11 protein-coding genes are annotated in these 16550 nt (G+C 68.6%); 1 reads left to right on the plus strand and 10 read right to left on the minus strand.

The genetic code is table 11. The features are described from left to right. Positions 1 to 64 precede the first annotated feature (64 nt). From iolM to STSP_RS36510, 5 genes are all read right to left on the minus strand, one after another. Entirely contained in the window at positions 65 to 1234 is a 1170-nt protein-coding gene (gene iolM, locus STSP_RS01885) for a scyllo-inosose 3-dehydrogenase (RefSeq protein WP_067271089.1), read from the minus strand. 25 nt (positions 1235 to 1259) lie between these two features. Further along, the gene (locus STSP_RS41090; protein ID WP_078066812.1) at positions 1260 to 1880 is read right to left on the minus strand and encodes a thiamine pyrophosphate-dependent enzyme; all 621 of its coding nucleotides are present in this window, start codon (positions 1878 to 1880) and stop codon (positions 1260 to 1262) included. 18 nt (positions 1881 to 1898) lie between these two features. Beyond that, entirely contained in the window at positions 1899 to 4076 is a 2178-nt protein-coding gene (locus tag STSP_RS01895) for a 3-hydroxyacyl-CoA dehydrogenase NAD-binding domain-containing protein (RefSeq protein ID WP_067271095.1), read from the minus strand. Positions 4077 to 4111: 35 nt separating this feature from the next. Then, positions 4112 to 5326 carry an acetyl-CoA C-acetyltransferase gene (locus STSP_RS01900; RefSeq protein ID WP_067271097.1) on the minus strand — a complete coding sequence of 405 codons (1215 nt, stop codon included), beginning with the start codon at positions 5324 to 5326 and terminating at the stop codon, positions 4112 to 4114. Positions 5327 to 6460: 1134 nt separating this feature from the next. Beyond that, on the minus strand, positions 6461 to 8704 hold the full coding sequence (locus STSP_RS36510; RefSeq protein WP_078066813.1) for a zinc-binding dehydrogenase: 2244 nt from the start codon (positions 8702 to 8704) through the stop codon (positions 6461 to 6463). Between the two features lie 217 nt (positions 8705 to 8921). On the opposite strand from STSP_RS36510, the gene STSP_RS01910 reads away from it, so the two are divergent. Continuing rightward, positions 8922 to 9815: a fumarylacetoacetate hydrolase family protein gene (locus STSP_RS01910; RefSeq protein WP_067271100.1), complete on the plus strand. Its 894-nt coding sequence runs from the start codon at positions 8922 to 8924 to the stop codon at positions 9813 to 9815. A gap of 84 nt (positions 9816 to 9899) precedes the next feature. Here STSP_RS01910 and STSP_RS01915 read toward each other — a convergent pair whose 3' ends face one another. The 5 genes from STSP_RS01915 to STSP_RS01935 form a co-directional block, all read right to left on the minus strand. Further along, entirely contained in the window at positions 9900 to 10931 is a 1032-nt protein-coding gene (locus STSP_RS01915) for an ABC transporter ATP-binding protein (protein WP_078066814.1), read from the minus strand. Beyond that, positions 10924 to 12927 carry a dipeptide/oligopeptide/nickel ABC transporter permease/ATP-binding protein gene (locus tag STSP_RS01920; RefSeq protein WP_067271104.1) on the minus strand — a complete coding sequence of 668 codons (2004 nt, stop codon included), beginning with the start codon at positions 12925 to 12927 and terminating at the stop codon, positions 10924 to 10926. The genes STSP_RS01915 and STSP_RS01920 overlap by 8 nt, the downstream gene beginning before the upstream one ends. Continuing rightward, positions 12897 to 13838 carry an ABC transporter permease gene (locus STSP_RS01925; protein WP_067271107.1) on the minus strand — a complete coding sequence of 314 codons (942 nt, stop codon included), beginning with the start codon at positions 13836 to 13838 and terminating at the stop codon, positions 12897 to 12899. Before STSP_RS01925 ends, STSP_RS01920 begins: the two co-directional genes overlap by 31 nt. Positions 13839 to 14068: 230 nt before the next feature. Then, positions 14069 to 14722, minus strand: a complete 654-nt coding sequence (locus tag STSP_RS01930) for an SDR family NAD(P)-dependent oxidoreductase (protein WP_078066815.1) — start codon at positions 14720 to 14722, stop codon at positions 14069 to 14071. A 106-nt stretch (positions 14723 to 14828) separates the two neighbouring features. Next, a complete protein-coding gene (locus STSP_RS01935; RefSeq protein WP_157902763.1) occupies positions 14829 to 16508 on the minus strand; it encodes an ABC transporter substrate-binding protein in 1680 nt (559 codons plus the stop codon). Positions 16509 to 16550 lie beyond the last annotated feature (42 nt).

The following is a 16550-nucleotide window of genomic DNA, read 5'->3' on the forward strand; positions in this document are numbered from 1 at the left end:
CCCATGCCCGTTCGCATCAGCTCGCCGTTGGGCAGGACGACCTCCATCCCCGCGTCCCGGGCCCTCAGCCGTTGGGCAAGATCAGGATCTTCGCGTCCTGGCGTTGCGACGCCCGCTCGACCGCTTCCACTGCGTGCTCGAGGTCGTAGCGGGCGGTGACCATCGGGCGCAGGTCGATGCGGCCGCTTGCCTGTAGTGCGATGACCGGATCGAGCCCGCCGATGTTGCCGATCGAGCCGTGCACCGTAGCGCCGCGCAGCATGTAAGCCATGGTCTGCATGGGGACCGCCCCGGCCTCGGAGCCCAGGAAGACGACCTTCCCGCCGACGGCGAGCGATCCCTCGATCTGAGGCAGGATCGCGCCGGCCGCGCCGGCCGCCTCGACCGACATGTCGGCGCCCTCGCCATGAGTGTTCTCGAGGATGACATCGGCGGCCTGGACGCCTTGGGCTCTCAGGGCCACGACGTCGTAGGCAGCGTCCGCGCCAAGCTCCTCAGCCAGCTTGCAGCGGCTGGACGAGGTGTCGAAGGCGAGCACGGTGGCTGCGCCGGCGGCGCGCGCCAAGGCGACCGCCGCGAGGCCGATCGGACCACAGCCGTGAACGGCCACCGCGGCGCCCGGGAGGATGCCCCCGGCCCTCAGGAACATACCGACGTATGCCACGCTGGCAGGCTCGCAGAGAGCGCCGATCTCGAAGGTGTCGCGTTCACTGTGCCGTTCGCGGACTGCGGCCAATGACCGGACGTTGCTCTCCCGCGAGATCATCAACTCGGCCATACCGCCGTCCAGGTTGAATCCACGGTCCTCGGCTTCACCGCAGTGGCCGGCAAGTCCCGCCCGGCAGGCGTCGCACCGACCGCAGTATTGCAGTGTCTGGACCGCCACCGGGTCGCCGGGGCGCACGTTGTGCACCGCTGGGCCGACCTCGACGACTTCGCCGGCGATCTCGTGGCCGGGTACGAGCGGTAGCCGGACCCGGTACGGCAGCAACACGTAGCCGGACGCGTCGGTCTCGTAGAGGTGGACGTCGGAACCGCAGATGCCTACCGCGCGACTGCGTATGAGTACGTCGTCGGGCCTGATGAGGTCGGGTGCCGGACGATCCACAACCGTCCATCGAGGGTTGCGCCAGGCGTCAGCGGCATTCCGGGCCCAGTGGCCGGCTTGCTCGTCCTTGCTGAGGCGGGAGCCCTCCCGGGGCGACCACTCCCCGGTGATCTCAATCGCGCGCATCCGAGACCCCTTGATCCGACATATGCTAATTGTTTAATACCTGATATTTAGTATCACGGTCGATGTCGCAGGTCAACAGCCCGGTCCTCTGGAGCCCGGCGGGCACGGCGCCGATCTGCTCTTCCAGGTACTCGCCGAGCGGGATGCTGCCGCGTGAGGAGGAACCTGAGGGGAACACCCGCCCGGTCCCGAACGGCTCATCCGCCTGCGCCCGCGACCAGTTCCGGCAAGTGGCCGGCGCTGTCCGCGCGGAGCGCGTCGACGCCGAAGAAGCGGGTCGCCCGGGTGAAGCCGAGCTGCCTCCAGTTCGGTGCCTCGTAGGTCTCCTGGACAGTGCGGTAGGCCCGTTGACCATGGCCACGAGCAAGGTGCGGGCGTTCCGGCGGGCGGCGCTCCACGGTCCTTGCAGGCCGAACAGGCTGGAGCCGTCTCCGAGGACAGCCACCACCGGCCGGCCGGGTTCGGCCGCGGGCGCGGCCGAGGGCGGCGGAGCAACAGGCCCAATGTGATGACCTCTTCGACGCCCCCGGCGTGCGGCGGGAGATCGCGGGCCGGGGGCGCCGGGGAGTAGGCGGCGAGGCGGCGGACTCGTCCCGGTCGCGTTCGGCGGTGTGCCGTTCACCGGCGGGCCTGCGCCGAGAGACACCGGTCAGAGCGGACGGCCTCACGCGTCCGAGAAGCGCTCCCCGTTCTCGGCCTTCTCGACCAGCAACGCCGACGGGGTGAAGCGGTCGCCGTAGCGCTCGGCGAGTTCCCACGCGCGGGCGACGAAGCCGGGCAGGCCCCCCTCGTAGCCGTTGATGTACTGCAGGACGCCGCCGGTCCAGCCGGGGAAGCCGATGCCGAAGATCGAGCCGATGTTGGTGTCGGCGACGGAGGTCAGCACCCCTTCCTCCAGGAGCCGGACGGTGTCGAGCGCCTCCGAGAAGAGCATGCGTTCCTGCATGTCCGCGAAGGGGATCTCGTGGCCGGCCTTGGTGAAATGCTCGCGCAGGCCCGGCCACAGGCCCGCGCGCTTGCCGTCCTCCCCGTACTCGTAGAAACCGGCTCCCCCGCTGCGGCCCGTACGCCCGAACTCGTCGACCATGCGGTCGATGACCGCCTCGGCCGGGTGGGCCGTCCAGGTGCCGCCGGCCTCCTCGACGGCCCGCTTCGAGTCGCCCCGGATCTTGCGCGGCAGGGTGAGCGTCAGCTCGTCCATCAGGGACAGCACCTTGGCCGGATAGCCGGCCTGGGCCGCCGCCTGTTCCACCGACGCGGGCTCGATGCCCTCGCCGACCATCGCCACACCCTCGTTGATGAAGTGGCCGATGACCCGGGAGGTGAAGAAGCCGCGCGAGTCCTCCACGACGATCGGCGTCTTCCTGATCTGCCGGACGAGGTCGAAGGCGCGCGCCAGGGCCGCCTCACCGGTGCGCCGCCCCTTGATGATCTCGACCAGCGGCATCTTGTCGACCGGCGAGAGGAAGTGCAGTCCGATGAAGTCGTCCTGCCGCTCGACGCCTTCGGCGAGCAGGGTGATCGGGAGAGTGGAGGTGTTGGAGCACAGCAGGGCGTCCGGCGCGACGACGTGCTGGATCTCCTGGAACACCTCGTGCTTGAGCTCGGGGGTTTCGAACACGGCCTCGATGACCGCGTCGCAGCCCGCCAGGTCGGCCGCCTCCGCCGTGGGCGAGATGCGGGCCAGCAGCGCGTCCGCCTTCTCCTGGCTGGTACGGCCCCGGGACACGGCCTTCGCGCACAACTTCTCGGAGTACGCCTTGCCCTTGAGAGCCGCTTCGAGGGAGACGTCCTTGAGGACCACCTCGATGCCGGTGCGGGCGCAGGAGTAGGCGATGCCGGCACCCATCATCCCGGCGCCCAGCACGGCGACCTTGCGCACCAAGCGCTGCTCGACGCCCTTCGGGCGGTTGGCACCGGAGTTGACGGCCTGCAGATCGAAGAAGAACGCCTGGATCATGTTCTTGGCGGTCTGGCCGGCGGCCAGTTCCACGAAGTAGCGGGCCTCGATCACCTGCGCGGTCTCGAAGTCCACCTGGGCGCCCTCGACCGCGGCGGCCAGGATGTTGCGCGGGGCCGGGTAGGGGGCGCCGCCTGTCTGCTTGCGGAGGTTGGCCGGGAAGGCGGGCAGGTTGGCGGCGAACTTGGGGTCGGCCGGTGTGCCGCCGGGGATCTTGTAGCCGGGCCTGTCCCAGGGCTGCTGCGACTCGGGGTGGGCGTCGATGAAGGCGCGGGCCCGGTCCAGCAACTCCTCGGGGGTGGCGACGACTTCGTCGACGAGGCCGTTCGCCAACGCACGCCGCGGGTCGTACTGGGTGCCCTGGAGCAGCACCTTCAGCAGCGCGTCGGCGATGCCGAGCAGCCGGACGGTGCGCACCACTCCCCCGCCGCCGGGCAGCAGGCCGAGGGTGACCTCGGGGCAGCCGATCTTCGAGCCCGGCGCGTCGAGGGCGACGCGGTGGTGGCAGGCGAGGGCGAGCTCGTAACCGCCGCCCAGGGCCGCGCCGTTGATGGCCGCGACCACCGGCTTGCCCAGGGTCTCGATGCGGCGCAGGTTGCGCTTGATCGCCATGCCGCCGTCGAACAGCTCCTGCGCGGTCTCGGGGGTGACCCGGATGAGGTCGCGCAGGTCGCCGCCGGCGAAGAAGGTCTTCTTGGCGGAGGTGAGGATGATGCCGCGGATGGAGTCCTGCTCGGCCTCCAGGCGGTCGGTGACGGCGGCGAGGGAGTCGCGGAACGCCTGGTTCATGGTGTTCGCGGACTGGTTGGGGTCGTCGAGGACGAGGGTGACGACGCCGGTGCGGTCCTGTTCCCAGCGGATGGTGGTGGGCTCAGTGCTCATGAGGAGTGTGCTCCGTGTGATCCGTCGGGAGGTGGTCAGACGCGCTCGACGACGGTGGCGATGCCCATGCCGCCGCCCACGCACAGCGTGGCGAGGCCGTAGCGCTTGTCCTGGCGCTCCAGTTCGTCGACGAGCGTGCCGAGGATCATCGCGCCGGTCGCGCCGAGGGGGTGGCCGAGCGCGATCGCGCCGCCGTTGACGTTGACCTTGTCCAGGGACAGGCCCATGTCCCTGACGAAGCGCAGGACGACCGCCGCGAACGCCTCGTTGATCTCGACGAGGTCGATGTCGTCGATGGTCATCCCGGCCCTGGCGAGCGCCTTGCGGGCGGCGGGCGCGGGCCCGGTGAGCATGATCGTGGGCTCGGAGCCGGAGACCGCGGCGGCCACGATCCGCGCGCGGGGGATGAGTCCGTAGCGCTCCCCCACCTCCTTGGTGCCGATCGCGACCAGCGAGGCGCCGTCGACGACGCCGGAGGAGTTGCCCGCGTGGTGGACGTGGTCGATCTTCTCGACCCAGTGGTACTTCTGCAGCGCCACGGCGTCGAAGCCGCCGAGCTCGCCGATGTCCGCGAAGGACGGCTTCAGCCTGGCGAGGGAGTCGGCGGTCGTACCCGGGCGCAGGTGCTCGTCGTGGTCGAGGACGACCAGGCCACTGCGGTCCCTGACCGGGACGACCGAGCGCTGGAAGCGGTTCTCCTTGACGGCCGTGGCCGCCCGCTCCTGCGAGAGGGCCGCGTACTCGTCCACGTCCCGGCGGGAGAAGCCCTCGATGGTGGCGATCAGGTCGGCTCCGATGCCCTGCGGCACGAAGTTGGTGGCGAGGTTGGTCATCGGGTCGTTGAACCAGGCGCCCCCGTCGGAGGCCATCGGCACCCGCGACATGGACTCCACGCCGCCCGCCAGGACGAGATCCTCGAAGCCGGAACGGACCTTGGCGGCGGCCATGTTGACGGCTTCCAGGCCGGAGGCACAGAAGCGGTTCTCCTGCACGCCCGCGACCGTGTCCGGCAGCCCGGCGGCGATCGCGGCGATGCGGGCGATGTCGGAGCCCTGGTCGCCGAGCGGGCCGACGACGCCGAGCACGATGTCGTCGATCGCGGCCAGGTCCAGGCCCGGGAAGCGGTCACGCAGTTCGTGGATGAGCCCGACGACCAGGTCGATGGGCTTGGTGCCGTGCAGGGCGCCGTTCGCCTTGCCGCGGCCGCGCGGGGTGCGGATCGCGTCGTACACGTACGCTTCGGTGCTCACGCGGAAGCCTTTCGGGTGAGGGTCGGTCGGGCGGAAGAGCTTCAGCCGAGCAGGGAACGGCCGTTGGTCTCCTTCATGATCTCGGTGGTCCCGCCGTGGACGGTCTGGACGGCCTCGGGCACCGGAGGTGACGTGGTTGCGGCGGAAGTGGCCGGTCTGTCCCTCGGCCCCGCCCTTCTCGTGGGCGCCGTTGGTGCCCGGGCGGCAGTGGAAGCGCTCGATGCCCAAGTGCGAGCGGAAGGCGATCCGCCGGCCGGTCTCCGCCCTCGCCCGGGTCGACCTCCGCACCTGGGCAACGGCGGCCGTGAGGTTGTCGTAGCGGACCGGCCCCGCAAGACGCCGCCCGGCACCCGCAGTGCGTGCACGTGCCCCCTCGAAGAGGGCTTCCCGGCCCGCGGAGGCGAACACCGGTGGACGGCCTTGCCCGAAGACGACAGGCGGAAGGAGACGGACGGCAGATCACCGGCTCGCCGGCAGGACGTACGGCCACGTCGCCGAAGCCGGCCTACCTCCACCGCGATCTGCGGCCCTCGGTCGGCGGCCCGGCGCCCGGCCATCGCATACGACACATCGGCGCTGTGTTCCCCGGCCGGCCGGCGGAAGATCCGCGTGAGCGTGAGCCGCCGCTTGCGCGGCACCTCCAGTCCGGGTCCGCCCGCAGGATCCCCATCCGATCACCGCCTCGGACGGGTCCAGCACCGATGTCGGCGGGGATCGCCGCGTACAGTCCGGCCCTTCGGCATCTGCGGCCTGACCAGGTCCTTTCACCAGGGCTGGCAAGTACCCCGGTGCCGACAACACTCGTGAACATCACCCGGCCGTGGAAACGGGCGCCTTGCGAACCCGTGGCCGACCGCCGACGCGGCCGGTGGACAAAGCCACCCGGCCCGCAGGCTCAGCGCTCACGATCGTTGCCAGTTCCCGCCTTCGACGATCTTCGCAGGCCTCGGTTTCGGGACGGCTACCGCCGGGAAAGGTCGCGGGCTGCCCAGGCTTGCCGAGGCCTTCGGCCCCGAGCGGCCAGGCTGTCACACCGCCCAGACCGTCGGCCGCGGGACGGGCGCACCCATCTCCTGACGCCCGCGGACGCAGGCAAGAGGCCCGTTCCCAACGGGCCCCTTGCCTGCGCAGGGATCAGATCTCGACCACGAGCTTCTTGTGGGCGCCCTTGTCGATGCGCGCCCACACCTCGGCGAGGGAGTCGAGCGGAACCTGCTCCACCTCGATGCTGAGCTGGCCGGCGTTCGCCCAACCGACGAGCTGCTGGTACGAAGCCTCCCACTCATCGAGCGGAACCAGAGGCTTGAGGTGGCCGAAGACGCTACGGCCCGTGAGGAAGGGGTAAGCGATCGTGGTCTCGGGCACACCGCCCGACATCCCGACCACCACGTACCGCGCGCCTATCTTGGTGGCCGGCAGCGCCGCGGCAAACGCGGGCCCCATCACCGTGTCGAGAACGACGTCGTAGCCGACCGAAGCGGCCGCCTTGAGGGCAGCACCGTCGTCCTCGGTACCGAGGACGACGTACTCGTCGATCTTGCCGTCGGCCTTGAGCTTGGCGAGGGTCTCCTCGCTACGGCCGGCACCGACCACCCTGCTCGCCCCGAGCAGCTTGGCGGCCTGGGCGCCGATCTGTCCGACGGCGCCCGTCGCACCCAGCACCAGGACCTCGTCGCCGGCCCGGAGCTGTGCGCGCCACTGCAGCGCGGTCAGGGCGGTGATGCCCGACGTGCCGAGGGCAGCCGCAAGGCCGTCGTCGAGACCGTCGGGGATGGCGTAGCAGCGCGAGCGGTCACCCAGCAGGACCTGCTCGGCGAGAGCGCCGTAGGGCGCCTTGGCGTCGCTGAAGTACACCTTCGTGCCGTCGCTGAGCCGGCCGACGCCCTCCGATCCGACGACGGACGGCACGATCGGCGGCCCGAAGGGACCGCCCGCGGCCAGCCGCAGGTCGATGGGGTTCAGAGCGGCGACGATCACGTCGACGACCTGCTCCCCGGGGCCCGCCTGCGGAGCGGGGAAGTCACCGACGGCCGGGACACCGGCGACCTCGTTGAGAACTGCGGCCTTCATGGTCTTCTCCTCGGTGCTGGAGCCACCATCGGTGCGGTCGTTCGCGACGCCGCCCTGAGTGGTGACCTGACTGCGGAACATATCGGTGGAGCGAGTGCCGAGACCGAGCACGTAGCGGATCGACCGCTCGGCGACGAGGTCCCAGTCCATGAACGCGTGATTCGCGATCACGTTGATGTCGCGGCGGTAGCGCTGGAGTGCTTCCTTGGTCTGGTAAGGGCTGGAGCCCATGCCGTCGCACAGGATGCCGATGAGTTCCTGGGCCAGGTGAACGATCGTGGTCTGGTCCAGCTCGATCTGGCCGATCTCCTCCTGGCTCCACGGCTCCAGGGCGTCACACTTCTCGATCGAGTGCTCGAGGATGTGGTGGTAGAGCATCTGGGCGCAGCGGAGCTTCTCCCACGCCTCCGCGAACCGCATACGCGACTGCGGGAGATCCTGGCGCGTCGCGCCGCCGAACGCACGCGTCGTCCCCAACTTCGCCTTTACGGTCTCGACGACCGCTTCGGCCGAGCCCAGGGCGATCGCCGTGATCATCATGCCCAGGCTCGCGAAGGGCGGGTAGCGCAGGAACTTCTCCTCATGCACCGTGCCGGGGTGCTTGTCGATCGACAGCATTTCCTCGAGCGGGATGGCGTAGATCTCCCGGACGAAGACGTCCGCGAGCGTGACGCTGGCCGAGCCGGTGGCGGCCATCCCCGACATGTGCCAGTCGTCGTTCACCGTGACGCCGGGCTGGTCGAGCTCGATGAGGAACGTCATCGGCGTCAGGCTCCCGTCGATGTTCACCATCGACGAAAGGAACGTGTGGGTGGAGTTCCACAGTCCCGAGGCGTACCGGAAGGTGCCGGTGACGCGGAACCCTCCCTCCACCACCTCCGCCTTGCCGGCCGGCGTCAGCGGCGCCGAAGCGAGGATGAACGTGCGTCCCTTGAACAGCTCCTCCTGTGCCTCCCACTTGAGGTGCGCCGCCATCCAGCTGTGTTCCATGAGGAACGCGAGCGTCCAGGCGGCAGAGGTGTCGCCGTGCGCGAGCACCCGCGCGACCTCGCACAGCGCCCGGGACCCGAGTCCCTGGCCGCCCCAGACCCGCGGAGTCAGCGCGTCCATGAGGAACTCGGCGTCCTTCACGGTCTGCGGCGGCTGGTACCGGAGCGCCTCGGCCTCCTGCGCACGGGCTCGCAGAGTCGGGATCAGCACCTTCGCCTTCTCGATGAGGCGGTCGGTGCGCTCCTCGAAGTCGGGCTGACCGGCGCCCACCGACGCGGGCTCACCGGTGCGGATCGTTTCCACATCCACAGTGGTCATTGATTACTTCCCATCGCTCGCACGGGCGCACACGCGTCCCCTGCCATGTGACGAATCCCGTGTGCACGGTTGCACCGTCCGTCTACTTGGGGACGCTAGAACTCGGTCCGACATTTGTCAATCAGTCTTTTGCGTGCCAAACTTCGGCGAGAGGTCTGTGCCTCTCCAATAACGACAATGGACTTCCGGGACCGGAAGGACAGATGGGAGAAGCCCCATGAGGCTTGCGACAGTCCGTACAGAAGCCGGTACGGTGGCGGTCGCCGTCGTCGGCGACGAGGTCGTCGACCTCGGGAAGGCAGCCCCTGGCCTCCCCGGCACCCTGACGGGAATCCTCGCGCTCGGCCAGGCAGGCCTCGACGCCGTCAGTGCCGCAATCGCTTCCGGCGCGGCGCGCTCGGCGCTGGACACATCAGCGCTGATGTCACCCATTCCGGACCCGCCCAAGTTCTGGGCGATCGGGATGAACTACGCCGAACACGTCCGCGAGACCGGTAAGCCGTTTCCGGAGTTCCCCACTGTCTTCGCCAAGATGCCCAACACGGTCACAGGGCCGTACGTGGACGTCGAGCGCCCGGCGGTCTCGGACAAGCTCGACTTCGAGTGCGAGCTGGGCATCGTGATCGGGAAGCGCTGCCGGCACGTCAGCAGGGAGCGCGCGCATGAGGTCATCGCCGGCTTCACCATCGTGAACGACTACAGCGTCCGTGACTTCCAGATGCGCGGTGGCCAGTGGGTGCTCGGCAAGTCTTTCGACGGACACGGCGTCGTCGGACCGTGGCTGGTCACTCCCGACGAACTCGACCCTCACAGCCTGGGTATCCGCACCATCGTGAACGGCGAGATCCGGCAGAACTCCAACACCGCCAACTTGATCTTCGATTGCTACAAGCTGATCGAGGAGCTCTCGAGCGCCGCCACCCTCGAGGTCGGGGACCTCATCGCGACCGGCACCCCCGGCGGAGTCGGAGTGATGGAGGACCGGTTCCTCGTCCCCGGTGACCTGGTCCGCGTGGAGATCGACGGAATCGGCCATGTCGAGAACCGGATCGTCCAAGAGCCCGCTGCCAAGGAGTGGATCGACGGACCGACGGCGAGCATCACGGGCTGATCACCGGGCCCTTCGCACTGAGAGGGCCGGGCCGGATCAGAAGATCCGGCCGGGCCCTCTCGGTGCGTTACGGCGCAGCCAGGGTCAACGCGTCCGCGGCGCGACCGGCGCGGGCACTTCGACTGGCGAGCCGCCCGCGGCCGGCTCGGCGGTGGGAGTGGTGTCCTTCACCGGGTCATACCGGTGACATGCGACCTTGCCGCCGTCCGGCGCTGTGCACACCGGCGGCCGCTCGGTCCAGCACACGTCGATCGCCACGGGACACCGCGGAGCGAAAGGGCAGCCGGTGGTGACCATTGCGGCGTTCAGGCTCGAAGGCGGGCGGGTTGCGATGTCCTCCGGCGACACCACGGGGTGAGGAGAGGCGGCCACCAGCGCTCTCGTGTAAGGGTGTCGGGGCGACTGGGCCACAGTCCGTGCTGGTCCGTCCTCCAGGACATGCCCGCGATAGAGCACCACGATCCAGTCAGACATGTAACGCACGACGTCCAGGTCGTGGCCGACGAAGCAGTAGCTGAGCGATCGCACACGCTGGATCTGGCGCAGCAGGTTCAGCACCTGCGCCTGGACCGATACGTCGAGCGCGCTCACCGGCTCGTCGCAGATGATCAGCCGTGGATCGCTCATGAGCGCTCGGGCGATCGCCACGCGCTGGCGCTGTCCTCCCGAGAGCCGTCCGGGATAGCTCGAGACCACGGTCGAAGGCAGACCAACCTTCTCGAACAGGTCGACCATCCTCGCGAACGTCGCTTCCCGGCTGCGCCCGCCCGTGCCGCACTCCTCCGCCAGGCTTGCGGCCACGGGGAGCGAAGGATTCAGCGAACTGTAAGGATCTTGGAACACGGCACGGATCTGGCCCTCTTCGCGGCGCCTGGCGTGGTGGGCCGGGCCGGTCACGTCATGCCCGTCGAAGACGATACTGCCGGCGCTCACCGGGACGAGGCCGAGAATCGCGCGGCCGATGGTGGTCTTGCCGGATCCGCTCTCACCGACCAGTCCCACCGTCTCGCCTTCGCGGATCGAGAAGCTCACGTCGGACACGGCCGGCACGCGCTTTCGACCACGCCGGTACTCGACTGTCAGCCCGGATACCTCGAGGACAGGGGTGTCAGACATCTGCGGTTACCTCCGTGCTGTCTCCGTCGCGAAGTGGGTGGATGCAGCGCACGTCGTGTGCCGACGCCACGGCGGAGACGGGGATGGGCGCCGCGTCGCAGGACTCGGTGCGGTGGGTACATCGTGCGGCGAACCGGCAGCCTGTGGGCCACTCGCCCGGCGACAGGACGGAGCCGAGGATCGTCGGCAGGGGAAGGTCGTCGTCGACGACGCTGGAGGGCCGGCACGCAAGCAGAGCCGCGGTGTACGGATGCGCGGGCTCGCGCGCAACCTTCTCCAGACGCCCGCGTTCGACCACCTCGCCGCCGTACATCACTACGACGCGGTCGCAGATCTGCGCAACGACGCCCCAGTCATGGCTGACGAGGAGGACTGCCATGCCGAGCTGCTGCTGGAGCGACCTGAGCAGGCCGAGGATCTCCGCCTGGACCGTGACGTCGAGTGCCGTGGTCGGCTCGTCGGCGATCAGCAGCCGCGGCTTGGTGGCGATCGCCCGCGCGATGCCGACTCGTTGAGCCATTCCGCCAGAGAGTTCATGCGGATAGCGTTTGGCGACCGCCGCCGGATCGGGGAGCTGTACCTGGGCCAGAAGCTCCAAGACACGTGCATCGGCGGCGCGGCGCGAAAGTCCCTCGCCGGCCTGGACAATCCGGCGGAGAAGGACGCCGACGCGCAACGAGGGGTCCAGGGCCGTCATCGGATCCTGGGCGACGTAGCTCACCGAGTGGCGGCGGTATTCGTACAGGTCCTCCCCCTTGAGGGAGGCAACATCCTTGTCCGCGAATCGGATCGAGCCGCCGACGATCTCGCCGCCGCTCGCGAGGAGCCGGGAGACCGCGCGGCTGACCGAACTCTTGCCGCAGCCTGATTCACCGACGATCCCGACGATCTCGCCCGGGGCGATCGTCAGGTTGAGGTCGCTGACAACCTTTCGCTCCGTTCCGCCCGTCGTGAAGGCCACCGAGAGGCCGCGCACGACGAGCAGCGCTTCGTCGGGCGCGGGTTTCTCCGTTTCCGGACCGTCCTGGGACCTGGGCGCCTGACTGACCATCACCGGCGGCCGAGCGGGACGCCGCCTCCGCCGACTCGGTGACCCGGTCCAGGATTCGACTGCCATATCGCGCAGCCCGTCTCCGACCAGAACGAGCGTCAGGCTCACGAGGCCGAGCGCGATCCCCCCGGCGAGCAGCGGCCAGGGGCTGGAGTTCAGGACCTGCGAACCTTCGGAGATCATCGATCCCCAGTCGGGGCTCGGGGGCTGCGCGCCGAAGCCCAGGAACGACAGGCCCACGGCGAACTGCAGGCCCAGAGCAGTCGCCAGCGCTGCCTGCACCAGGATGGGTCCGAGGACACGGGGAAAGACATGCCGGAAGACGATCCGGCCCTTGGAAAGGCCCGCCACCTTCGCGGCGTCGATGAACAGTTCATTCCTGACCGCGAGGGCGGCACCACGGACATTCCGCACGATGGGCGGTGCGAGTATGAGCCCGAGCGCGGCCATCGCGACCGGGAGATGCTCGGAGAAGGCAGTCATCACGACCAGCATCACGATCATCGCCGGGAGTGACATGACGATGTCGGTCACGGTCGCGATCACGCGGTCGGCCCAGCCGCCGACGTACCCCGCCACGATCCCGAGGGGGACCGCCACCCCCACAGCGACAAGGCTGACGATGAGGGCGTGGAGCAGGGTGCTTCTTCCACCGAAGAGCACGCGCGTCAGCAGGTCACGACCCAGTTGGTCGGTGCCGAGCAGATGACGGGCACTTGGCCCCTGAAGGCTTTCGCCGAGACTGGTGTCAGTCGGCCCCGAGCTGGTGAGCACTGGCGCTGCGGCACAGGCGATCACGATGGCCGCGAGGACGATGAGCGCCCCGGTGGCCAGCCGGTTGCCGAGGAACTGCCGAGCCATCGCACGCCACGGGCGAGGCGGAGCGGTGACCTCCTCGGGACGACTTTTCTGGTTCACTGCACACGCACCTTCGGGTTGAACCATCCATAGAGAAGGTCGACGGCAAGGTTGGCGCCCACGACCACGAGGCCGAATACGACTGCCACGCCTTGGAGCGACTGGAAGTCCCCCGTCTGGGCCGAAGTGACTGCCAATCCGCCGATTCCCGGCACAACGAAGACAGATTCGATCAGTACCGTTCCTCCGAACATCCCGATGAACAGGACTCCCGTGACGGTGACAATCGGGATGGCGGCGTTGCGCAGACCATGCCGCAAAATGATCTGCCATTCGGGAAAACCGTCCGCCCGCAGCGCCGTGATGAATTCCCGGCTCATGACCTCCCGGAGGGCATCACGGGTCTGTTTGGCGACGCCCGTGATCCCCATGACCGACAGCGCAAGCACGGGGAGCACCATCGACCGGATCCACTCTCCGATCGAGTCGGCCGGGCTGACGTAGCCCGTCGCGGGAAGCCAGCCGAGGCTGACCGAGAAGAAATAGACGAGAAGCAGCCCGAGCCAGAAGTTGGGGATCACGTAGCCGCCGATCGAGAGGATGTCCGTGACCCGGCCGAGGATCCCGCCGCGCAGGGCACTGACCAGGCCGAGTCCGACGCCTATGACCACGGCGACGAGCGTGCTGAGCATGACGAGTGAGAGAGTGGCGCCCAGGCGCTGCGAGATGGCCTGCCCGACGCTCTGCGACGTCACTACCGATGTTCCGAGGTCACCGCTCAGCGCTGCGTGAAGCCAGTTCCAGTACTGCACCGCGATGGACCGGTCGAGCCCGAGCTGGTGGTTGAGCGCGGCAATCGACTCCGGAGTCGCCGAATTGCCGAGGATCGTGGCTGCCGGGTCGCCCGGGCCGAGGTTCGTGAGGACGAACGTGAGGACCGAGACGATGAAGAGCAAGGGGATGGCCAGCAACAGCCGGCGCAGGATCAAATGTGCCACGACCGGCTCCGGGAGACATGGGCCGGCCCGGCCGAGAGTTCACGGACCGTCAGAGCGAAGGAGTATCGACTCGCCGCAACGGAACCGATGCGAGCGATGACCGTCGCTCCCGGCGCGATGAGCCACCGTTTGGGGTGGCTAGCCCGGGAGGGTGCGCGAGTCGGCATGTTCGTTCTCCTGATGATCCGGATGGCTTATGCAGAACAATGTGCATCTCAGTGCGAGGTGAGTCATGAGTCGCCCACCTCCGGCGCATGCGAGCCCGCGGGGGCCCGTCTCGGGTCGAGGGCGTGAACCGCGCGGCGGACCAGGGCGGGCACGGCGCCCGGGTCCGAGGCCGGGATGTGCGAGGCGACAACGCGCACTCCGTCTGCGGCGAGTTCGCCGGCCCACCGGTCGGCGATCGCCAGCGCGGCGCGACGGGCGACGTAACAGGGGCCATGGTCGCCGTCTTCGGCCCGCTGCCCGTTGGTCGTCATGATCGACACCGGCAGGGGACGGCCCTGGATCCTGGGCGCCAGGGCGGCCAGCCCGTAAACGACGCCGCTCAGGTTGATTGCGACGGTACGCGCCCAGTCGCCGACAGACATGCCGGCGACCGCGGGCCCCGGGTCGAAGTCGGCCGCATTGACGAGGATCTGGACAGGTCCCATCGATGCCTCGACGTGCTGGAACAGACGGACCCACGCTTCCGGCTCGTTCACGTCGAGCACCCGGGTGGCGACGCCGTAACCGGTCTGCCCCATTTCGGCGGCGACCACCGCCAAGTGGTCGGCATTGATGTCCGTCAGCACCAGCGATACTCCGTCCTCGTGCAGAAGTCGCGCGACTTCCCGGCCAATCGGCGTCGCTGCGCCGGCGACAACCGCAACCGGCCCGCTCATAGCGTTCACCCCTCCAACTCTCGACCTGCCACGCGAGCGGCCGTCCGGTCCCGGAAGGCCGGCGAACGCCGGCCCGCGCCGATCCGTACGGCGCGGGCCCGCTCGTTCACTCGCCGGATGCCCAGGCCTCGGATGCCGTGGGGCCGAAAGGATCCGCCTCGGTCGTCCAGTACTCCCCGACGACGTTCTTGATCTTCGAGTTGACCCCCTGCACCGTAGGAACGCTCGCGACCGGAACCGCGTACACGAGCTCGTCCAGAATGGTGGTCGCCTCCACCATCTTCTGCTCCTGATCCTCCGGCGCGCTCAGCGCCGCCTCCCGCAGTGCCGCCTCGAGCGTCCCGTCCAGCGGGGTCTTCAGCGGGTTGGAGAGGCCACCGGGCCTGAAATGGCCGTAAGCCGCAGCCGACAGGCCGTTCCCGCCGTTCGAAAGGATCTCGGCGTCGTACTTGCCCGTGGCCGCCTCCTTCGCCACGCTGCCCGGAGGCGCGTTCGACGTCACGAGTTTCAGCGTGACCCCGATCTTGGCGTAGGCCGCCTTCAGCGCTTGGCCCAGGGAGCTGCCCGCATCGAAGAATGACGAGTCGAGAACGGTGAGCGTGAACCCGTCGCCATATCCCGCCTGCGACAGCAGCTTCTTCGCCTTGTCGAGGTCCAGGGAGTACATGTCGGTGTTCTTCGCGTTGTAGCCCTCGGCTCCCTTCGGGATCATCGACGACGTCGCAACGGCATCCGAGCCGTAGAGCGCGTCGACGATGTCCTGCCGGGGTGTGGCGTACGAGAGCGCCTGGCGGACCCTGACATCCGCGAGAGGACCGGAGTCACGCTTGAGGAGGGCCAGGGAGTAGAACGAGCCCAGATTGCCACGAGAGACGGTGTAGCCGGCCTTCTTTACCGTCTGCACGTCCTGCGTCCGCAGGTTGGTCGCCAAGTCGACCTGGCCCGACTGCAGCGCGTTGAGCCGGCTCTGCGGATCTGACATCGGCTTGAGGACGATCTTCGAGTATTTGATCGCGCTCTGGTTGAAGTACTGGTCGTTCGGAACATAGACGTAGGACACGCCCTTGACCGTCTGCGAAGCATCGAGCTTGTAGGGGCCGATGCCGTCCGTAGCACTGTTCAGCTTCTTCCGGTTGGCCGCACTCTCCGGCCCGACGATGTCGCCGAGACCGCTCTGGCCCGAGAGTAGATAAAGGGCATACCGCTCCGTGATGGGAGTCGAGTAGGAGATGACCACGGTGTGCTCGCCCGAGGCCTTCGCCTCCTTCATCGGGTAGCTCGTCGAGGAGAACGCCCCTCCAGCACCCAGGTAAGAGTTGATCGACGTGGCAGCGGCCTCGCCGGTCAGCGGGGTCCCGTCATTGAACCTGGCGTCCTTGCGCAGCGTGAGTTCGAGCTTCTGATGGCTGTCGTCGACCCACTTCCAGGACGTCGCGAGGTCCGGACCCACCTCGCCCGTCTTCGCGGAGATGTGAGTCAGGGAGTCGTAGGCGACATCGCAGTAGAGGATCGGCTGGCAGTTCGTCGTATCAAGGTTCAGCGCATCGCCCGAGACTGCGACGGTCAGCGTCCCCCCCTTGCCGCTGCCGGCCGGCGACGATCCGCCACCGCCGCATGCGGTCAGTGCGAGCGCGACGACGCCGGCGACGAAAGAAGCGAGAGGTGCTTTGCGGCGCCTTAGGAATTTGATAGACAACGTACACCTCTCGTTAATGTGTGATGTTTGCCAACGAGGGCGAATGTAACCCCGCTGACACAGGCCGTCAACGCTTTGGACGGCCTGCATCACACCTCCCTTCCAGCCGCAGGCAGGGCATGGAACGTCAGA

The organism is Streptomyces jeddahensis (assembly GCF_001642995.1).
In the GTDB taxonomy this organism is placed as follows: domain Bacteria; phylum Actinomycetota; class Actinomycetes; order Streptomycetales; family Streptomycetaceae; genus Streptomyces; species Streptomyces jeddahensis.